The organism is Psychrobacter sp. CLB018 (assembly GCF_041222815.1).
Lineage (GTDB): Bacteria > Pseudomonadota > Gammaproteobacteria > Pseudomonadales > Moraxellaceae > Psychrobacter > Psychrobacter faecalis.
Genome location: NZ_CP166085.1, coordinates 186,719 through 207,996, shown reverse-complemented (window position 1 = coordinate 207,996; position 21,278 = coordinate 186,719). Strand labels below are relative to the sequence as shown.

Genomic DNA, 21,278 nt, shown 5'->3' with positions numbered 1-21,278 from the left:
TTTTTTTGGTGTTATTTTATTAACGATAGCTTAATTAACAATCACTTAATTAACAAAAACTTAAGCTTTTTTAACCACTGACGATTTGAGCTTCATCGGTCCAAAACCATCGAGTTTACAGTCGATATCATGACCATCAGAGGCATCTGGCAACAGACGAATCCCTTTTGTTTTGGTGCCGACTTTGATAATGGTTGATGATCCTTTGACCTTTAAGTCTTTAATCACGGTGACGGTATCGCCATCTTGCAGCTCGTTACCGACCGCATCACGAATGACCGCATCTTGCGCTTCAGCCTGCGCCGCATCGGTTTCAGCCGCGGTCCACTCATGAGCGCACATCGGACATACCAGTAACGCACCATCTTCGTACGTATATTCAGCATCGCATTTTGGGCAATTGGGTAAGCTCATAATTTCCTCGTCAGCCGTGATAAATTGGGTGTATTCTAACGCTAACATTGTACCGTAACTCGCCGGCTTTCACCAATCGCTTCGCTTGTAAACACAGAACTGTGACTAATTGATACATTCGCTTATCTCTTAACGCGGACGTTTTTTATCACGTGGTTTTTTGTGGTACTCTGCTGTAACCAAATTTGATTTGATCACCATTTGTCTTTAGGTACTAAAAAGATGGTAAAAACTTAAATAACGACTTTTTCGCATTATTTTAACAGTAAGTTTTATAACGACTTTAATCACTCAGTATTAACCCTAATATCTGAGGCTATAGCGACTCATAAATAGGACAATAATAATGACTCAATCAACATTGCCACAATTTGTTCAACTAACCATTCAAGGTGAAGATGCCGCAAAATTCTTACAAGGGCAGCTGACCTCTGATGTCACTAAGCTTGGGCTTAGCTATCAAGCAACGGCGCTTAGCAATTTAAAAGGTCGTATCGATTTTGGCCTTTGGATTAAAAAACAAGACGAAAAGCATTTTGATGTAGTAATCAGCGCCGATTGTGCGGAGGCGTTGCAAGCGCATCTTAAAAAGTTTGGCGCCTTTTCAAAGTTTGATACCAGTGCACCAACGCCCATTTATCCTTGCGTACTCGATGGAGTGCCAACCTTTAGTCATAAAGACGAGCATAATACTATCGATGACACTCAAGCGTGGATGCAGGCGAGTCTTGCAGCGGGTAATTATTGGATAGTCGCGGACACACGAGGCGAGTTTCAGCCGCAAGAGCTGCGCCTACATCAGCGCGGCGGTATGGACTACGATAAAGGCTGCTACCTCGGTCAAGAAGTCATTGCCCGTATTTACTTTAAAGCCGCGCCAAAAGCGTTTTTACATTATGTTAGCGGCACAGGTGAGGTGCCAGCCGCAGGTGATAAGCTAGAGAAAATTCAGGTGGTCAATGCCATTGCCGATGATGATACGAATGCCAATAGCTTTAAAGCTTTGGTCGTTGCCCGCCCAGAGCATTTAGCCGATAGCGAGCTTACGATATTAGATTTACCACCAGCACTACAAGCAGATGTCGCCCGTCAAAAATAACGTGAAAAGTTTGATAGTCTATTTCGCAGTCCAACTCGTATTATAAAAAGTACTTTTACTAAAACGCAGCAGAGCAATTTATGACCCATATTGCGGTACTCGGAGCAGGTGTGGTGGGCGTGACCAGCGCATGGTATCTACGGCAAGCAGGCTACGATGTGACCGTCATTGAGCGCGAATCTGCTGCTGGTATGCAAACCTCATTTGCCAATGGTGGGCAGATATCCGTCTCGCACGCGACGCCGTGGGCAAATCCGAGCACGCCGATGAAAGCGCTGAAATGGTTGTTTCGTGAAGATGCACCGCTGCTCTACCGCTTGCGAGCTGATAAAGCGCAATTGAAATGGGCAATGCAGTTTTTACAAGAATGCCGCGCAGATAAAGCAGATGCCAATCTGGTACAAATGGTGCGTTTGGGCTTGTACTCACGCGAAGCATTGCAGCAGCTGCGTGCTGATATTGGTATTGATTACGAGCAGCAAACGCGCGGTATCATGCATTTTTATACCAACCAAGCTGAGTTTGATGCTGCCATCACGCCAACCGAGCGTATGCAAGAGCTCGGCTGTGAGCGTTATGTGATTGATATTAATAATGCTATTAGCCTTGAGCCTGCGCTTTACCCTATCGCGCATAAGCTCAAAGGCGCGACTTATACCAGCCGTGATGAATCGGGTAATGCGCATGTATTTACCCAGCGTTTGGCGCAGCGCTGCATCGATGCTGGCGTGAAATTTTTATACGATACCGACATTTTGACGTTAAACACCGACGCCCATTCTGCTCGCCCGCACGTGCATAGTATGACCATTCGTCCCAAGGGCGAAAACGCACAGACTTTTAGCGCCGACGATTATGTACTGGCACTTGGCAGCTATAGCGTATCGCTCATGAAACCGCTCAATATTCATCTGCCAATTTTCCCTGCCAAAGGTTATTCAGCCACTTATCAAGTCAACCCGCGTGCGCCACATTTAGCACCTTTCATTAGCCTTATTGATGATGAGTTTAAATTAGTCACCTCACGCCTTGGTGAAAAATTACGCGTCGCAGGTACGGCGGAATTTAACGGCTATAATATGGATTTAAATAGCACGCGCTGTGCAGCCATTACCCGCCGCGTCCAGCAGTTATTCCCCAAAGGTATCATTGCCAATTCTGTGCAATATTGGACGGGACTGCGCCCAATGACACCTTCTAATGTGCCGTTAATAGGGCGCGCGCATCATGGTCAAGTCCGTCATGGTAGTCATGATGCCAATGCCAGCTTTGATAATTTATGGTTAAATACCGGTCATGGCACGCTTGGCTGGACCCATGCTTGTGGTTCGGCAAAGGCGCTCAGTTTATTGATACAAGGTGAAACGCCGCCGGTTAATTTTGATTTTGTTGGCTTAGGAAATTAAAAATCAGAAACGTAAAAAAGGCACTTTTTTAAGTGCCTTTTTAAATTAAAGACTTTTATTTTAGAGCTATTTTATGCAGCGCTTCCTGATTTAATATCAGCATTAACCTCAGTATCAACAGTTTCCAAATCAACCATCTCTGGCTCGATTGCTTCTAATTGCACAGGTACGCCATTGACTGCTGCATTACCACTTAGCTGATCGATTAAGGTATCGTCCGTCAAGTCATTAACACTGACACCGGCATGCGCTTGCGCAATCTTTTGCTGCACACCTTTACGCCCATGACCCCAACCATGAGGAATACTGACTACGCCAGGCATTAGCTCATCGGTGACTTCTGCTACGATCGTCACACTACCAACACGCGAGGTCACTTTTACTTCCTGTCCATCCTTAATACCATATTCTTTCGCTGTTTCAGGATGCAGCATCAGCGTACAGCGTGGCTTGCCTTTTACCAAGCGATAGCTATTATGCAGCCATGAATTGTTACTGCGTACATGACGACGACCGATAAGTAAAATCTGTTTGTCATCGTAATCCTGCATCATCGTTTGCACGCGCGCTAAATCGGCTTGATAAAAATCGATATTAAGATGAATTTGCTTATCTTTATGCTTTATTGCTTGCGGTAGCATTCTTTTGAGCGTGCCTAAATCCAGTCCATGTGGCTTTTTCTTGAGTTTATTTAGATTCATGCCAGCATAAGGTCCACGTCTCAAGCCTTGATCAAGCAAAAATTTTGGTCCTAAAGTCTTAACCAATCGGCGCTCAATTTTGGTCGTAAGCGGCGCTTTTTTATCGAGGCGTTTTGCTAATTCCAAATAGATTTGCCAATCATGTTTGGCACTTTTTTTCTTAGCAAACAATGCTGGAGAGTATTTAGCGACATTATGTACAGCAAAATTATTAAAGGTAACGTCATAATGGTCACGCTCTAGCGGCGAGACGGGTGGCAAGATAATATTGGCATGCCGGCTGGTTTCTGTGACAAAGTAATCAATCGCGACCATAAAGTCCAAATTGGCAAAGGCTTTATCTAACTTTTCACCATTTGGCGTACTGAGGACAGGGTTGCCTGCAACGGTCATAAAGCCTTTTAATTGACCCTCGCCTGTTACCAGCATCTCGTCACCCATCGCTACGACAGGATAATCACCATTGAAATCAGGCAAATTACTCACGCGGCTATGACGTTTGCCTAAATAACCTGGGCCGGAGTTATTGACCACATCAAGCGCAGGATTGGGGAACATGAGGCCGCCTACTTCATCCAAACGTCCGGTGACGATATTAATCACCATAATCAAATACTGGCTTAATAAGCCAAATTCCTGCACCGATACGCCCATGCGCCCATAGCAGACGGCACTTTCGGCTTCGCAAAACTCTTTAACCAGTCGTTTAATCTCATCTGCCGCAATACCGGTAATATCAGCAACTAACTCTGCGCTATAGTCTTTAGCGAAATCTGCCAAGCGCGCAATCTCTGGCGCAAGCGCCGCCGCTCTATTATTAGTCTGTGCTTTGTCCGCGTAATCTTGGGCATAGATTTCATTGAGCATAGCAAGCAAAAACAAAACATCGGTTGCTGGACGTATAAAATGATGCTCGCTGGCAATATCTGCAGTTTCTGTACGTCTTGGATCAATAACGATTACTTTGCCATCGCGGGCTTTGATGTCTTTTAGCTTTTGGCGCATATTTGGCGCGGTCATAATACTGCCGTTAGATGCCAGCGGATTGCCACCAATGATGAGCATATATTGGGTGCGATTGACGTCAGGCACGGGGATACGCAGCATATGCCCAAACAGGTGCATGCTGACGATATGGTGCGGTAATTGATCGACCGAGGTTGCAGAAAAACGACTGCGGGTCTTGATACTGCTTAATAGATGCTTAATGGTCAGCATGCCGCCCATATTATGGACGTTGGGATTGCCTAAATAAACACCAAAAGCATTTTGGCCATGTTTCTTTTGTACTGACTGAATACCCGCAGCTACTTTATCAAGCGCCTCATCCCAGCTGACTGTTTTCCAACCGTTAGCCGTCCTCTCAATTGGATGACGCAAGCGATCTTGGTCTTCATGTAAATCTTGTAAGGCAGTTGCTTTTGGGCAAATATAACCTTTAGAAAATGGGTCATTTTTATCGCCTTTAATCGATAATACTTTTGCTCCATCGTGCTTTACTTCAATACCGCACATCGCTTCGCACAGATTGCAGGTTCTAAAATGTGTTTGCTCATTCGTCTTGGTTTGTTCACTAGCCATGGTCACGCTCCCTGTGATCGTTACTATCGCTTTCGCTAACTAAATTCCGTTTTATGATATGAATAGATTCGTTAGTTTTAAAAATTTTGCGAGCTCAGCATTCATTAATTTGCTCACTAGCTACTTATTACTTGCTCATTATTGATAAAAAATCCACCAAAAAGCCCATCAAAGTTTTTGCACAACATCGCAATTGCTTGCTGCTGTGAATAACGTCCTTGATGACAGCCTAATATCAACTCATGAACTTGCGCGCTCGCACTATCAACGCAGAGATAAACTTCAAACGTCTCAAAAGAACACTTGGCTGACTGCAATCCTTGTATAAATATTTTTGTCCATTCTTCACGTATGTCGGTAAACAAACTTCCCAAACCTTTATCTTCTACTCGCAAATCAAAGCGCAGACTGTCTTCGAGTAACCGTTGGAATAACCTAATATTTTGAAAGGCAGCTGTAAAAATTAGCGTCAAGCAATGCTGACAGCGCTGATTGAACGCCGCTCTAGACAGCGTTGGATAATCTCCAAGCATATCTGCCCACGCCTTACGCATCGGTGATAAATAATTGTCTTTTAATTGCCTACTCAATTCACTTTGTAGCGTTTCTACGCTGTCAAAGTGATTATAAAAACTTGGCTGAGCGATTCCCGCCCCTTTAGCGATTTTGTTCATACTCATGCCGCAAGCGCCCTCTAAGCTATAAAGCTGCAACGCACTTTTTAATAAGGCACGACGGGTTTTGGCTTTTGCCAGCTCACGCTTCGTATCTAATCTTGTCGCGTTTACGATATTAAGTGGACTCACTGTTATTCTGTCCTAATTGTCTAAGGCTTATGATTTCAGCTATAAGCTTATAGTTATTTAAATAACAAGTCTACAATTAGATGCATAAAAGATTTTCCATTAATAGTTTTAGAATTAGGATTGATAAAGACATAAAAAAGGATAAAGCACTATATAGGTAGACATTTAGCTACTGGTTTTCTTTACGTATCGCCCTGATAAAGTACTCTATATATTACACAACTATGCCCTCCATAACATAGCAAGAGCAATGACCATAATTAAGCAACACTACAAACATTGCTCATACAGACACGGCGGTCTAACATTTATATATTGGTATCACAAGTTGGCCACGGGCTAGCTGTAAAGTACTTAAAACAGTACGAGATAAATAAGAACAATCATAAATAATAACTTGCTCCTAAAGCACTTTACGGTTTATAGCGTTAGAATTTTTAAGCTATTTACCGTAAAGATTTGATAACTAAAATAAGGATTATAATAATGAACGAACATACGTTAAAAGGTGATTGGAAACAGATGAAGGGTACGGTCAAGCAGAAGTGGGCTGACCTAACTGATGATGATTTACTACATATCGAAGGTAGCCGTGATAAACTCGTGGGTAAAGTCCAAGAGCGTTATGGTCACAGTAAAGATGACGCTGAGCGCGAAGTAGATGCATGGCGCGTTGAAAACAAATACTAATTTTTCTTATAAGAATTTTCTTACATATAGATTTTTATAAGCTATTTATTGAGAAAGGTCACATTGTTTTAATGTGGCCTTTTTTATCGTCTATGCTTTTTTATTGTCTATAAGTAACTACTCATCATATTGACTTATGGATTTTAATAATAAAAATATGAGGTCGTTATCATTTGGGATAACTGGCATGATAGAAGTTTTCTGAGGAATACACGTTCTGAGAAAATCTGAATGGAGGATTCTTAACATCCAGACACGATAAAACCGCATAGCAACTTATTGTTATGCGGTTTTATTGTTAACTATCCTTGTTACCCATCACCACTCTAATCGCTGCATCCTTGCAAGATATTGAGTATATTGTGATAGCCGGGCATCCTGCCCATTTGTTCTGACTACTACTGGCATTAGATGCCTGCAGCACGGGTCATGTGTCCTTATTCCAATTGCCTTTATCATCCTGATGCTAGCGATTGAACTATTATCCTTAATACGGTCAACTCAATCCTTGAGTCACATTCCCTTATGCCGTGTGTGTATAGTGTCAAATTATGCACCACGTGTTAAGTCGCGTAAGCGTCATTGCGTGTAAGCATATGCTTACGTCGATTTTAAGATAGCCAATATCTCAACTAAGTTATTGATAAGTTTGAAATAATCTTTAATTGTTTCGTACTCCCTATATTAGTCATTAAAAGTGTTAGCGATATTGAACAAATTTAGAAACGCCCTAGTCACCTAAAGTGTCGAATGCTTACGCAACTATTTGCAAAATTTACAACTTATTAACACCAAAGACATGGAAAGATGATTTTTAAGTCTTACTATGTGTATGTAAGAAAATATTTCAATATTAAGAAACAAATATTGGCTTTGCAGGCTTATAAGCTACCAATCACCTATTGTTAAAAGTATCCCTGTTAAATAATCGTTCCTTATTCAGATCATCGGTACTCCAAAGGAGATTTTATTGTGAAAACTCTATCCGCTTTCTCATTTAAGACCGCAATATCTGCTGGTTTAGCGCTGACTTTGTTAGGAACGGTGGCTGGTTGTGCCGTTGTTGATCCAGGTTATGGAAATTACCCAATATATGGTGGTAACAGCGATTACGGCAATGCTGACTATAAACGCGTTAGCCAGACTCTAAGCAATAATCTACGCCGTCAAGGCTATCAAGTCATGGACATCCGCTCTGATAACTATCGTGGCAACCATGCTATTACTGCCATCGCTAGAAAGAACAATCAAACCTACGAGCTTAAATATAGCTATCCAGACTTAAGACTCATCAGCTCAAACAAAAGAGGTTCCTCTAATGTTTGGCAAGATGATAGAAACGATAAAGACCGTTACGACAAAGATGATTATAAAAAAGACAAGTATAAAAATCATGGCAAATATAAAAACAATAAGCGCTATAAAGACGATGGTATCGAAAACAGTATCAAACGAGATTCTCGTTACCCAGCGATTAAGCAGCGGGCTGTCAATAAAGTAAAGTCAATGGGCTATAGCGTTAAAGATATAGAACTCGATGAAAAGAACGGCCGCGGTGTGTTCAAGATTGAAGCCAAACGCGGCTCACAAGAATATGAGATTTTTCTTGACTATCCAAACTTGAATGTGATTAAGATTAAAAAAGACTAATCTTTAAACAGTCCATTTTTATACGTTAGCTTTTCTTATGCAACGTTATTGTGGTAGTGCAACATTAAGATCAGTAATTAAATACCAGTAATCGCCACATTACTGATAAGTAATAGGAATTAATAAGATAATAGGAATATTTATTATGAAGATATTAAGCTTCTCAACTTTAAAAACCGCTTTTTCTGCTGGTATTGTGCTTGCTTTATTGGGCACTACCTTTGGTTGTACCGTCACGCCAAGACATGATGGTCAAAGAGTTTATTACCCAAACGGTCCGTATCAGGGTAACGGCAAGTATAACAATAATGGTCGTTATAATAATGGCGGCCATAAAGTCAATCATGCTCACCACGATAGCAAAAAAGGCAAACATAAGAATAAAAACGGTCATCACAAAAATAAAAACGGTAAGCATAAAAAAGATAATAGCCGCTACAACAATAATGGTCGCTATAATAATAACCATTATCGCTACAAGTAACTTAACCTCTCAACAATTTATAGAAATAGCGCATAGCGCCTAATGGCTAGGCGTTTGGGTTTTTGGGTCTGTGCTCTCGTTATTTGACGACGTTTGACAAAATTTAGCTATTCTAGATGAGTACGATTCAATTAAGAACACGCCTTGTACGTACAGATAAGATTTTGGCATCGTTGATGACTTGATGCCCTTGGTCAAATAAGCCAGCCCTTGGTTTAGTTGACCATTTTTTTATTGTGTCGTTTTTAGCATAGAACCTTGCTTATATAGACGAGTTACCAATACCTTTAATAGCATAGCATGAGAGAATATTATGAAAAAATATACGTTATTAAAAGCCACGGCGGCGAGCAGTATGATTGCCGCGTTACTGTCCATAACGACTGGCTGCGTCACCGCGCCCGGCTACAATGCTTATGGTGACCTTTATGAAGACATTTACAAAGATACTAAAATCTATAAGAAACACAAGAAAACCATCAAGTCTATTGATAAAGAGCTTTATCAGCCTGCTATCGAGCAGCGCGCGGCCAATCAGGTTAGCAATATGGGTTATCGGGTCAAAGACGTCAGATATAAAAAAGGCGACAGTAAAATAAAAGTAAAAGCTCGCCGCGGCAGTAAAGACTATAAAATTGAGCTTGATTATCCAAGCTACAAGGTGATTAAAATCAAAGAAGACTGATCATTTCTGATAATAAATTTAAGATCTTAAAAGTCCAATACTTCAATCACATCATAAGCAGGCGTTTCATAAGGATGCGTCTGCTTTAATGCTTCAATCACTGGCTTAATATACGCGTCGGCTACCACCATCTCCACGCGCCATTCTTCGACCGTTTCAAGTGTATCCTGCGTGCCAATATGCGGCTGACTGCCTGCTAACGGCATAAACTGCCCTGTTCCTTCCACCTGCCAACAGCATTGTTCATAGTTGCCAATCTTGCCAGCACCGGCCGCAAACATGGCAGTCTTTACTTGCTCTAGTGCTTTATTGGGAATAAAAACTGTCAATTTATACATCGCTTACCCCTTTCATGCTCTTTAAAAAATTACTAACAACTCTAGATTAGCTATTTTTTGGACAGTGAAGGATGGTCGGTCCAAACATAGCGCAGTAACCAATCTTTTGCCGCGCCCGCATAATCAATGCCAATGCGTGGGCGCAGCGATACTGGCGGCTGGCAGCCGTCGTCTTCGACCCACAGCCGTGACGCGGGCGTGATAGGCTTACCATATAACTCGCGGTCGATTTGCAGTCGTTTGGTCAGCTTGCCAGGGCCTGCAAATTGCTTGGAATGCGTAAGCTGCTTATCAGCGCTAAGGAGTTGCTCGTCGATTAAGCGCGCGCTATCGTCTGTCAAAAACCCTGCGCGTATTAATACCGCTTCTGGCGACTCTGCCGTTCCGCTGACCAAATTGAGCATATGATGGATACCATAAGTCAGATAGACATAGAACACCCCACCCTCGCTATACATAATTTCGGTACGCGGCGTGCGCGTGCCAGCATGGGCATGACAAGCGGCATCACCTTCGCCAATATAGGCTTCGGTCTCTGAGATGCGCATCCGTAGGGTTTTTTTCTTACCATCACTATCGATTAGCTGTCGGCATAAAATCTTGCCAATTAAATCTGCCGCTACCACGCAGGTCGGGCGGACAAACCAGCTAGGTTCTAAAACGGAGGGTTGTATATAAGGTAATTTGTACAATGACATCAAAGATAACCTTTTTTATAGCGGCGTTTATATTGACGATATAAATTTAGCATAAAAAACCACTCAAAGCGGCTAAGCGTTAGACCTTATTACCTATTGCAACTGTTGCTATACAGACAGTTAACTCATTCTAATAGTAAGCTTAAAACTCGCCAATCAATTTTAAAGTTAAAAAACTAAAAACATCCAACACTAAAAAATACAAACAAAAGGATATAACAATGACTAACTCTAATACTAACAATGATAAGCAGCACAACAACGATAGCAATAAAAATGCTAGCGAAAAAGATACGAATAAAAACGCAGTGATGAAAGATAACAACACTAATAATGGTAATAATGGTAATAATGCTTCTAAAGGCAACGCTACTAACGATTCAAAGGACAACGCCTCAAAAGATAGTCAGTCTAAGACAGACGATAACAGTAAGAACGACAAGCAAAATAGTCAGTCACAAAGTAAAAACAGCAAAGACGATAAGTCATCTAATCAAGACAATACTAATGACAAAAAAGATGATAAAACGTCGGACAAGAACGATAGTAAAGATAGCGATAATGATAAATCGTCTGATAAAAACAATAGCGGTGCCAAAAAAGACGATCAATCAGACGCTAAAAACGACAGTAAAAATGGTGACGATTCTGATAAGAAGGATAAAGATAGTAAAGATGATGACTCTAAATCTAGCGAAGATAAAGAACCTTCTTTAAAGGACACCGCTACCACTAAAGCTAAAGAAGTGGTTGGCACATTAGCGGACAAAGCTGCCGATGCGATGGAAATGGCTGCTAAAAAAATTAAAGAAGCGCGTAAAGACAAATAACATAGCAATCTTTAACATAACGGTTTTTAAAATGCTTATCCCCATAAAAAAACTGAGCGCATGGCTCAGTTTTTTATTTTTTAAATATTTTATATTTCTAGTTTAACGGCACACCGATACGTTTTGCTACTTCTTCATAGCCTTCAATCACATCACCCAATGATTGACGGAAACGGTCTTTATCGAGCTTTTTCTTGGTCGCTTTATCCCAGATACGGCAGCCATCAGGCGAGAACTCATCACCTAGAACGATACGATCATGGAATACGCCAAATTCAAGTTTAAAATCTACCAGTATTAAATCGCCAGCATCAAACAGCTCTTTTAGCACTTCGTTTACTTGGTGACTGAGCTCTTTCATTTTCGCCAATTGAGCTTCAGTTGCCCAACCAAGCGAGATAGAGATGGACTCATTGACCATCGGATCGCCAAGCGCATCGTCTTTATAAAACAGCTCATAAGTAGGCGGCGTTAATGCTTGACCTTCCTCTAAACCTAGGCGACGTACCAAACTGCCCGCAGCAAAATTACGCACCACGCATTCAACCGGAATCATGTCTAAACGCTTGACCAGCACTTCATCGTCTGACAACTGCTTTTCAAAATGGGTTTCGATACCAGCGTCAGCCAGTTTTTGCATGATAAAGGCGTTAAAGCGGTTATTCACCACGCCTTTACGAGCAAGCTGTTCGATACGCTTACCATCGAGTGCGGAGGTATCGTCGCGGAAGTGTAAAATCAGCAGATCATGGTCTTCTGTTTCATAAACAGACTTGGCTTTGCCTTTATAGAGCAGTTGTTGCTTTTGCATGAGGGAGTTCCTGTTCGTTCAAGCTTATGTGGTAAAAACGCGCAGTGACCGCCAAGCGCTTTGTATTAAGGTATAAAATGCTTAACCATAATAAAAGACCAGCGGTATAGATAAGGATGAAAAAGGGGTTTATTCTGCTGCTTGGGTCACGGCAACCGTACGCTGAGGTCTTGGCAGCTGATATTGTTTACCTGACTCATTTTCTAGTTTCAAGGTATTAGCACCGGCATTAGGCGTTGGGTATAACGGCACAAATGGCGCTGTTTCTTGCGCCGCTGGCAATTCTAATGGTGCCAGTTTTTTGCTTTGCTGATACTCAAGGCTACCATTATCGCGCTTACCAAACAGACCTTTTGTCGCTTGGCAGCCGCTCAACACTAACGTACTACCCAAAACCACGGTCATTAGCATCGGGAATATTTTTGCAGGGTTTGATGATACTGTCATCATATTATCTCTCTGAGTTAGCAGTTATTGCTTATTTGGTGCGTATGTAGGCAAAGCGTTTATAGTTTTACTATGTCTAACTTTTTTACTTAATAGTCGAAACCTATAGAGCCACTATAAGCGGTATGTTTATTAAATTTATAAAAACCTAAAGTAAATTTGCACGGATTAGAGCTTCATCAATGGTCGCATGGTGCTTTTCAGCCAACCATACCAACGGCAAACGAATACCGGTATCTATCATGCCCATTTTATGCAGCGCATATTTAACAGGAATAGGGCTTGATTCGATAAATAAGTCACGGTGTAAGTGCTTGACCACGTCATGAACTTTATGAGCGGCATCAAAATCTCCACGCAGGCCAGCGCTAAAAGTCTCACTCATAGCTTTTGGTGCCACGTTAGCCGTCACCGAAATATTGCCTTTACCGCCAAACTGCATCAGCTCAAGAGCTGTACTATCGTCACCAGATAACACCACCATTCTGTCGCCAACGGATCTGATCAGTTGCTCACCGCGAACAGCCGAACCTGTGGCGTCTTTAATAGCAACGATATTGTCAATATCAGCGAGGCGTTCAACGGTCTCTTGGGCGATATCTACAACGGTACGTCCCGGTACGTTATAAAGCATTTGCGGGATTTTTACCGCTTCAGCGATGGCCTTATAATGCTGAAACAAGCCTTCTTGTGGCGGTTTATTATAATAAGGGGCGACCAATAACGCACAATCAGCACCTGCTTCGGCGGCATCTTGGGTTAGCTTAATGGCTTCCATCGTATTGTTGGCGCCAGTGCCTGCAATCACAGGTACGCGACCTTTGACATGCTGAACAAAGTAGCGAATCACATCGCTGTGCTCTTGCATGGACAAAGTCGCTGACTCGCCAGTGGTACCGACAGCGACCAAGCAATGCGTACCTTGCTCAATCTGCCAATCTATGAGGTCTGCCAGACGTTTATAATCGACCGTGCCGTCAGGATGCATGGGCGTTACCAAGGCTACCATTGAGCCTTGTAGTCGGGTTTTAATATCGTCGTATGCTGTGCTCATAACCGTGCCTGTATATCCTAGCTTTTATTAAAGCTATCACATGATAAGTCGTTTGCAAGTGTGCCTATCTGCCCTATGGAGCTGAACGTTTGGTTTGGTAAAATAACGTCAGGGCAAGACCTTGCGTGATGTTCATACTGTGTATTCATTTTACTAACGTGATTAACGCTATTTAGCTGCTGCCACTTGATTGGCTGAGAGCCATAAAAACGCCTGCTAGTGTAGCATATTTTGCCTTCATCGCTATCAAACAATTCATGCTTAACACTTCTATAAAGCGAAAAATTAGCAATCTATTATAATGCTAAGCGCGACTCTATTTAGCCTAAAAAATAAGCCTGAAAACTAAATAGTTAGTGTAGTGCAATTGCTTAGTGTAGCGTAACTAGTTAGCAGCGATAAAACCTTTTTAGGTATTTTAACGAATCGTCAACATAGCAATGGTCGGACGATATGTATTACTGTCAATAAAGACAGCCGATTCATAACGCTGCTAATCACGCACGCTATCCTTTGCTATTCAATGCGCAAACCAATGATACCTGGAATACCTTGCCGGACTATCTCAATCGTCACCACGCCTTTTTCGGGCAATGATGCCACGGCGCTAGAAAAATCATTGACCGTTTTAATCGGTTTTTGGTGCAAATTGGTGATGACGTCGCCTGCCAGTATGCCCGAGCGTGCCGCCAGTCCCGTCGGCTCAATGGCGGTGACCAATACGCCCGTTTTATTATCAGCGGCCAGCTCTATTTGCTCCTCCGGCGTTAAATTGCGCAGCGCCAGTCCCAAGCTGATGCCGTTGGCCTGCTGTGCGCCGGTTTGCGATTGCATAGCATTGGAAGCATTACTAAGCTTGCCAGTTATGATAGCTTGTTTACCGTCACGCTGAATCTGAACGCGAAAGATATCGTCAGGCCGCGCCCGATTAATCAGGTTTAATAAATCGGAAGCTTCCATAATTAGAACATCATTGTATTTTAAAATAATATCACCTGGCTTTAGCCCCGCTTTTTGCGCTGGTGAGTCTGGTGAAACGCGCGTCAATAATGCCCCTTGCGGACGCGCTAAATTATAAGCTTCGGCTAAATTCCGGTCGATATCCTGCGGAAAAATACCCAGATAGGCACGCGCAACCTCACCGTTATCTTTTAACTGCTCATAAATATCCATCGCCGCATCAATCGGGATAGAGAATGACAGACCCATATAGCCGCCCGTGCCACTAAAAATACGCGAGTTGATACCAATCACTTCACCGCGCTGATTAAATAGTGGGCCGCCAGAGTTACCCGGGTTTAATGCCACATCAGTTTGGATAAAGGGTACGCTGGTTTCACGGGAAAAATTACGCGACTTGGCGCTGACAATACCCGCTGATGCCGAATAATCAAAACCAAAGGGTGAGCCAATCGCCAATACCGGCTCCCCTACTTTTAGCGCATTAGAATCGCCGATTGGCAAGGCGGGGAATTGACGCCCCGTCACCTTGAGCACCGCCACGTCTGAGCGCTCATCACTGCCAACCAATTTGGCATCAAGCTCGCTTCTGTCATTGAGCGTCACAGTAATTTTGTCCGCACCTGCCACCACATGATGATTGGTCAGCATATAACCATCACGGGTGACAAAAAATGCAGTGCCATAGGCATGCTCTATCGCGGGCGTCGCTGCTTGGTCAGGAATATGCAAACGATCGCCAAAGAACTTACGTAATAGCTCAGCGGTTTGGGCTTTAGCAAGCTCCGCCTCACTGACAGTTTTGGTGACGTTTACCCGCGCAACCGCTGGCGTGACTTGCTGTACCAAGTCCGAAAAATCTGCGGTGGTAACGGCCGCTTGGGCAGTTGGCACGGTCGCGATATTGATACCTGCCGCCATACTGGTGGCTACCGCTATGGCCAACGCGCTCTGCTGTAACCAACGGCTCAAATTGGCTGTATTCGACGTTTTAGACATATTTTTAGGCATGTTACCCTCCATATAATGGGTCTTTATAATTGTTATAAACGGTTTGAATAGGACCGTTATGAATAATAATTTAGGCGTTTTATTTATATATTATGCTGATAATCGCTCAGTTTACTCATTCGCTAACCTCTAAAGCTAACATTTAAAAATTGATTTTTATATTGGTCTTTGCATTGCTGGCTGAGAGATTTTACCGCTTGCTTTTGTTATCTGCGTTTACCATAAACTTTGGGAAATGCAAACTTGCAAAGAAGAATGCTTGTTAGTTTACCGTCCATTTTCGACTTATGGTATAAAACTTTTTCTTTTCTATCATAAAGATAGCCTTATTGCTAACATGCCAGCACTACTCCCTTTAATAAGCTTTCTTAGCTGAGAATCAAGTGGCGCAAAGATTGCTCTAGAATACGTCAAATAAAACCATGTTATGATAACAAGCCAAATGATTTATATAGCAAACAAAAGTTAATTTTTGCAGGTCGTTATTTTAGCAAATTGGCGATCATCAGCTTATTTTTTCATCTTTTGCTTTTTAGATTCTGCTTAGGGGATCTAAAAAGCTTTTGTCTTTACGGCGATATCGTACTGATAGCCAACCTCACTTGTGCTTTGATTACTTGTGCTTTGATTATAGTGTGGTTGATGCTTTTATTAACAAGCGCTAGATTTAGCGCTCAGCGGTGACAGATATTGCAACACTATATTTAGACGACTTTTGCTGCAGCTTACGCTAGCAGCGCTGGTAGTGCGCCTGAATAGATATAAAATATGACAAGATTATAAAAGGATTAATTTATGGATACCGCCCTATTGTTATCCGGCGTGGTTGGGCTTGGTATTGCCGCCCAATGGTTGGCTTGGTATTTAAAGCAACCGTCCATTTTGTTTTTATTACTGATTGGTATTATTGTTGGCCCGATATTGGGTGCTTTTGACCCAGACTTGGTGCTCGGCGAGCTGATGTTCCCGTTTATCTCATTGGGCGTGGCGATTATTTTATTTGAAGGCTCGCTGACTTTAGAGTTCGATGAGATTAAGCAGCACGGCTCTGTGGTACAGATGCTGGTGTCAGTCGGTGTCCTTATTACCATTGTCATTGTGGCGCTATCGACTTACCTGTTGTTTGATGTCGACCCTTTGATTGCTTTGCTATTTGGCGCGCTGGTTTGTGTGACTGGTCCTACCGTCATTATGCCGTTACTGCGTAGCGTGCGTCCGAATAAAACCATCTCCAACATTTTGAAATGGGAAGGCATCATCATCGACCCTATCGGCGCGATTGCGGTGGTTTTGGTCTATGAATATATCATTTCAGGCGGCGAAGCCAGTAGTATTTTGCTGTTTGCCAAAATTGTAGTATTGGCAGTGGCGATGGGCTTAGCGGGCGCGTGGTTATTGGCGTTTTTAATGCGCCGCCATATGATTCCTGAATTTTTACGTAATGTCTTTACCTTAGCTTTTGTACTGCTGCTGTTTTCTATCTCCAACCATTTAGAGCACGAGTCTGGCTTATTAACCGTCACCGTTCTTGGCGTGGCGCTGGCTAACTGGCCAAAATTCCCGCGTGAGACAATTTTAGAGTTTAATGAATCGCTGACCATTTTATTGGTATCGGTATTATTTATCATTCTTGCGGCTCGCGTTGAGCTTGCAAGCTTATTAAGCGTTGGCTTTGCAGGTTTGGTGCTACTCGCGATTGTGATGTTTGTCGCGCGTCCGTTATCGGTATGGGCATCGTCTATCGGCTCCAATCTAAAAACCAATGAAAAGCTGATGATTAGTTGGATTGGGCCGCGCGGTATCGTTGCCGCCGCTATCTCGTCGCTTTTTGCCATTCGCTTGCAAGAGTATGATATTCAAGGCGTTGAGCTGCTTGTACCTTTGGTTTTCCTCGTTATTATCGGCACAGTAATGATTCAAGGTTTGGGCGCAAAAATGGTTGGTAATTTCTTGGGCGTACGCGAGCCTGAAACCAATGGTATCTTGGTCGTTGGCTCCAATCCTATTGCCCTATTGGTGGCGACATCTCTAAAAGACCAAGGTTTTGATGTCATCGTTGCCCATAATAACTATACCAATATCGCTAAAGCTCGTATGAGTGGTCTGCGTACTTACTTTGGTAACCCCATCTCTGACCATGCCGACCATCACTTAGACCTTATCGGTATTGGGCGTCTGTTTGCCATGAGTACCGACAGGGAAATGAATACCTTGTCTGAGATTCATTACCGTCATGAGTTTGGCGAGCGTAAAATCTATCGCCTTAAATTCAGTGATGAAAAGGTCAAAAGCGAGCGCGATGATAAGCAGGGCAACTTCCATTCGCAGTGGTTATTTGGTAAAGATGTGACTTATGCCAAGCTTGCCAGTATGCTGTCGAAAAAAGCGCGTATCAAAATCACCAACATTACCGACAGCTATAGCTTTGAGCAATACAAAGCCGATAATAAGCAATTCGTGCCGCTTTATACCGTCGATAAAGAAGGTAAGCTACACGTGATTACCGATAATTTCGATGGGGTGGTGCCGCGTGATCGTAAGCTGATTTCATTGGTCGTCGATGATGAAGTGCAGCCAAAAGCGGTCGATGTAACGGCAAAACAAGAGCAGGCACGCGCGGCGGCAGATGCTAGCTTTGAGTCCAGCTCGAAAGCGCCTGAAAAGCGTAAAGGTATAGAGCTGAGCGATGCTAGTGATGACACTGCTATGCCAGAGGCAGCATTAACCACTGCTAAAGAAGCCAATGTAGCAGAAGCCTCCGAGTCAGAAAAGGCACAAGACAAACAAGCCGATAGCGTTACTGATACGCCTAATAAAACTCAGGCATTAAGCACGACTGTTAAGAAAGATAACGTGCAAACAACAGAGTCTGATGCTACTGCTCCTAATGGCTCTACCAATGCTATAAATAAAGGTGTCATGTCGGATAATTCGACCGCAACTTCAAAAACCAAAACCTCTAGCAGTACCAACGGTAATGGCAGCGCACCAAAAACCAAAAAAGGCACGCTTGACCCCAATCGTTTACCGGACTCTAGCGGTGATAGCCTTGATAACGTTGACAGCATGGATATAGATAAAGAGTAGAGTTATCTTTTTAATATTTTCCATGAACGATAAAAGCCCCAACTCAGCAGTTGGGGCTTTTTTTTGGATAATATAAGGTAGAAATGACAGCGTTAAAAAACCTTAGGGCGTATCCTCATTTTAAAAATGGTGATAAAAATGAGATAAATTGTAGCCAAACAAGGAATAAAGTGCAGTTAATATCGGGATATTACCAAGCTATTTGACGAAGTTTGGCAAAATTTAGCCATTTTTAGACCATTTAGATGTCCATCGATTGAATTGAGGACACGTCCTAGCTTAGCGCAAATTTTTCCTGCACCGCTTGCCAAATACGTTTGCTGACTTCTTCGGCACTGCCTGACGCATCAATACGCTGGATACGCTCCGGTTGCTCGCTGGCAAGGACGCTAAAACCTTGATGTACTCGAGTAAAAAACTCCGTCGCTTGCTGCTCAAAACGGTCAGCAGCGCTGCGTTTATTAGCGCGCGCCATGCCTTCTAATACTGGCAAATCTAGCCATAAGGTCAGCTCTGGTAACTGCTCGACAAATTGCTCGATAAGCATAGCAATTTTAGCACGTACAGCATTATCACCATGCGCGCGTCCAAAGCCTTGATAGGCAACGGTCGAATCAGTAAAGCGGTCACATATTACCCACGTACCGCGTTGCAGTGCAGGCAAAATCACTTGCTGCAAATGGTCACAGCGCGCCGCAAACATCAGTAGCAGCTCAGTATCATCATTAATTTTGGTATCCGGGTCTAATAAAACAGCACGCAGCTGCTCAGCAAACGGACTACCGCCCGGCTCACGAGTACGCAGATAGTCAATGCCTTTTGCATGTAGCTGGTTGCAAAGCTGCTCAATAGCGGTGGTCTTGCCAACGCCTTCGGTCCCTTCAAAGCTGATAAAGCGCCCTTGATTGGACGCTGTATTTATATAATGTTTAGGCGAATTTATTTGCGCTGATTTTTCTTGCACTGATTTATCTGGTAGGGATACTGACATGATATGACCTTATGTCATTGATGAGCGTTATGGCGTTATATAGATATCTATATAACGCCATAACGCTCAGTACACGATAGGTTTTTAGAAAAGATAAAGGATTAAATTACGGCGGCGGTGTTTGTGCTTTTTTCTGACGCATGACGCTGAGATATTCTTTGACCGCTTGGTTATGCTCATTTAAGCTATTGGTAAATTTGTGGCCGCCGTTACCGGTCGCCACAAAATATAACGCTTCGCTATCGGCAGGATGCAAGGTTGCTTCAATCGAGGCCGCAGATGGCAGCGCGATTGGCGTTGGCGGCAAACCATCGATTTGATAGGTGTTATAAGCGGTCTTTTCATCGATGTCTTGACGGCGAATATTGCCTTCATAACGGCTGCCCATCCCATAAATAATGGTCGGATCGGTTTGCAAGCGCATATTTTTATTCAAACGATTGCTAAATACCGCCGAGACCAAAGGACGCTCTTCTGCCACGCTGGTTTCTTTTTCGATAATCGACGCCATTACCAGCGCTTCATACGGACTGTCATAAGGCAGATCAGGGTCGCGATTTTCCCACGCTTTGGTCAATGCTTGCTGCTGACGCTTATACAAATCGGTCAATACCTGCTTATCGGTGCTGCCTTCGCCATAATAATACGTATCAGGCGCAAACCAGCCTTCAAGATTGTGATTGACGATAGGGTCATTACTATTGATCACCGAATCTGGCAAGATGCCAACCAAATCCAACGCCTGCGCGATGCTGGCATTCGTGCTATCCGCCGTCAGTACTTCTTTTTTGATGCCTTTATTATCTCGTAGCGCCTGATATAAATCTTTTGAGGTTTTGCCTTCGATAATCTGTACCTTGACCATCGCCGCTTTTACCCCTTGCCCCAATACTTCTAAGGCTTCAGCAAAGGTAGGGTTTTCTGGTAATTGATAAATACCGGCATGCAATGGGCCATCGATTTGCGTTTTCATATAAAGCTTGGCAATCGTGGCAGAAAACAGTGGTATTTGCTGCTGCCACTGCGGCAATAGCCCATAATACGTCTGACCCGACTCAATCGTCACCATCTGCTGCGGCTGCTCAATACGGCCAAACAGCGTCTGATACACCATCACCAAAAAAAACGCGGCAATCAGTCCAAGCACCAATAACACCTGATAACCACGCTGCATAAAAAACGATGGATTATCAGCTTTATAGTGGCGCGGTTTAGTGCCACCGCTAATGAGTGAGATATCCGTCGCCGGTACTTCCTCTGCGCTAACGTCGTCAATGATAGGTTTTTTGTCTGGCGCTGTCGTCTCGACAGGCTGCTGCGGCGCGTCGTCATGGTCGTTTTTTGGCGACTCATTTGGACGTTCGGGCGGTATTTCAGGTGTTGGCTTGCTCATGGCAACTCGCGAGGCAGAAGTTTGCTAGAATTTAGCATTGAACTGGGCGATTTTCAATGGTATTTGCTTAGCTTATCGATTAACTTGGTGGTTATGCCAAGTTATATGGCTTAATACTCATAACCCATCTGAGAACGAAAAT

Annotated in this window: 19 protein-coding genes; 8 read left to right on the top strand and 11 right to left on the bottom strand. The window is 43.2% G+C overall.

All coding sequences use genetic code 11. The features are described 5' to 3' along the window. Positions 1–60: 60 nt before the first annotated feature. On the bottom strand, positions 61–414 hold the full coding sequence (locus tag AB8P72_RS00915; RefSeq protein ID WP_369957924.1) for a zinc ribbon domain-containing protein YjdM: 354 nt from the start codon (positions 412–414) through the stop codon (positions 61–63). A gap of 346 nt (positions 415–760) precedes the next feature. Between AB8P72_RS00915 and AB8P72_RS00910 the strand changes: the two genes are divergently transcribed. After that, positions 761–1,513 (top strand): folate-binding protein YgfZ, encoded by a 753-nt coding sequence (locus AB8P72_RS00910; protein WP_369957923.1) that lies wholly within the window; start codon positions 761–763, stop codon positions 1,511–1,513. Positions 1,514–1,593: 80 nt separating this feature from the next. Then, complete coding sequence (locus AB8P72_RS00905) at positions 1,594–2,919, top strand: D-amino acid dehydrogenase (RefSeq protein ID WP_369957922.1); 1,326 nt, start codon at positions 1,594–1,596, stop codon at positions 2,917–2,919. A gap of 71 nt (positions 2,920–2,990) precedes the next feature. Here the strand turns inward: AB8P72_RS00905 and AB8P72_RS00900 are convergent, their stop codons facing one another. Both AB8P72_RS00900 and AB8P72_RS00895 read right to left on the bottom strand, forming a co-directional pair. Continuing rightward, a complete protein-coding gene (locus AB8P72_RS00900) occupies positions 2,991–5,201 on the bottom strand; it encodes a molybdopterin oxidoreductase family protein (RefSeq protein ID WP_369957921.1) in 2,211 nt (736 codons plus the stop codon). A 116-nt stretch (positions 5,202–5,317) separates the two neighbouring features. After that, on the bottom strand, positions 5,318–6,007 hold the full coding sequence (locus AB8P72_RS00895; protein ID WP_369957920.1) for a TetR/AcrR family transcriptional regulator: 690 nt from the start codon (positions 6,005–6,007) through the stop codon (positions 5,318–5,320). 486 nt (positions 6,008–6,493) lie between these two features. On the opposite strand from AB8P72_RS00895, the gene AB8P72_RS00890 reads away from it, so the two are divergent. From AB8P72_RS00890 to AB8P72_RS00875, 4 genes are all read left to right on the top strand, one after another. Next, on the top strand, positions 6,494–6,697 hold the full coding sequence (locus tag AB8P72_RS00890) for a CsbD family protein (RefSeq protein WP_068405819.1): 204 nt from the start codon (positions 6,494–6,496) through the stop codon (positions 6,695–6,697). A gap of 972 nt (positions 6,698–7,669) precedes the next feature. Further along, positions 7,670–8,347: a PepSY domain-containing protein gene (locus AB8P72_RS00885; RefSeq protein WP_369957919.1), complete on the top strand. Its 678-nt coding sequence runs from the start codon at positions 7,670–7,672 to the stop codon at positions 8,345–8,347. Between the two features lie 145 nt (positions 8,348–8,492). Then, positions 8,493–8,831: a hypothetical protein gene (locus AB8P72_RS00880; RefSeq protein ID WP_191692287.1), complete on the top strand. Its 339-nt coding sequence runs from the start codon at positions 8,493–8,495 to the stop codon at positions 8,829–8,831. A 313-nt stretch (positions 8,832–9,144) separates the two neighbouring features. Next, the gene (locus tag AB8P72_RS00875) at positions 9,145–9,516 is read left to right on the top strand and encodes a hypothetical protein (protein WP_200663108.1); all 372 of its coding nucleotides are present in this window, start codon (positions 9,145–9,147) and stop codon (positions 9,514–9,516) included. Between the two features lie 26 nt (positions 9,517–9,542). On the opposite strand, the gene AB8P72_RS00870 is transcribed toward AB8P72_RS00875, so the two are convergent. Together AB8P72_RS00870 and AB8P72_RS00865 are read right to left on the bottom strand one after the other, a co-directional pair. Next, the gene (locus AB8P72_RS00870) at positions 9,543–9,854 is read right to left on the bottom strand and encodes an NGG1p interacting factor NIF3 (RefSeq protein WP_369957917.1); all 312 of its coding nucleotides are present in this window, start codon (positions 9,852–9,854) and stop codon (positions 9,543–9,545) included. 50 nt (positions 9,855–9,904) lie between these two features. Further along, complete coding sequence (locus AB8P72_RS00865) at positions 9,905–10,552, bottom strand: DNA-3-methyladenine glycosylase (protein WP_369957916.1); 648 nt, start codon at positions 10,550–10,552, stop codon at positions 9,905–9,907. A gap of 221 nt (positions 10,553–10,773) precedes the next feature. Here AB8P72_RS00865 and AB8P72_RS00860 point away from each other — a divergent pair, with 221 nt between their 5' ends. Further along, on the top strand, positions 10,774–11,382 hold the full coding sequence (locus AB8P72_RS00860; RefSeq protein ID WP_369957915.1) for a hypothetical protein: 609 nt from the start codon (positions 10,774–10,776) through the stop codon (positions 11,380–11,382). A 97-nt stretch (positions 11,383–11,479) separates the two neighbouring features. Here AB8P72_RS00860 and purC read toward each other — a convergent pair whose 3' ends face one another. The 4 genes from purC to AB8P72_RS00840 form a co-directional block, all read right to left on the bottom strand. After that, positions 11,480–12,193: a phosphoribosylaminoimidazolesuccinocarboxamide synthase gene (gene purC / locus AB8P72_RS00855; RefSeq protein WP_198327973.1), complete on the bottom strand. Its 714-nt coding sequence runs from the start codon at positions 12,191–12,193 to the stop codon at positions 11,480–11,482. Positions 12,194–12,322: 129 nt separating this feature from the next. Next, positions 12,323–12,643, bottom strand: a complete 321-nt coding sequence (locus AB8P72_RS00850) for a hypothetical protein (protein ID WP_225211718.1) — start codon at positions 12,641–12,643, stop codon at positions 12,323–12,325. Between the two features lie 145 nt (positions 12,644–12,788). After that, positions 12,789–13,694, bottom strand: a complete 906-nt coding sequence (gene dapA / locus AB8P72_RS00845; protein WP_068405840.1) for a 4-hydroxy-tetrahydrodipicolinate synthase — start codon at positions 13,692–13,694, stop codon at positions 12,789–12,791. A gap of 516 nt (positions 13,695–14,210) precedes the next feature. Next, complete coding sequence (locus AB8P72_RS00840) at positions 14,211–15,665, bottom strand: Do family serine endopeptidase (RefSeq protein WP_369957914.1); 1,455 nt, start codon at positions 15,663–15,665, stop codon at positions 14,211–14,213. Positions 15,666–16,460: 795 nt separating this feature from the next. Between AB8P72_RS00840 and AB8P72_RS00835 the strand changes: the two genes are divergently transcribed. Continuing rightward, complete coding sequence (locus AB8P72_RS00835; protein ID WP_369957913.1) at positions 16,461–18,752, top strand: cation:proton antiporter; 2,292 nt, start codon at positions 16,461–16,463, stop codon at positions 18,750–18,752. Between the two features lie 274 nt (positions 18,753–19,026). Here AB8P72_RS00835 and tmk read toward each other — a convergent pair whose 3' ends face one another. Together tmk and mltG are read right to left on the bottom strand one after the other, a co-directional pair. After that, entirely contained in the window at positions 19,027–19,743 is a 717-nt protein-coding gene (tmk, locus tag AB8P72_RS00830; protein ID WP_369957912.1) for a dTMP kinase, read from the bottom strand. A 106-nt stretch (positions 19,744–19,849) separates the two neighbouring features. Continuing rightward, complete coding sequence (gene mltG, locus AB8P72_RS00825; RefSeq protein WP_369957911.1) at positions 19,850–21,136, bottom strand: endolytic transglycosylase MltG; 1,287 nt, start codon at positions 21,134–21,136, stop codon at positions 19,850–19,852. Positions 21,137–21,278: the final 142 nt, after the last annotated feature.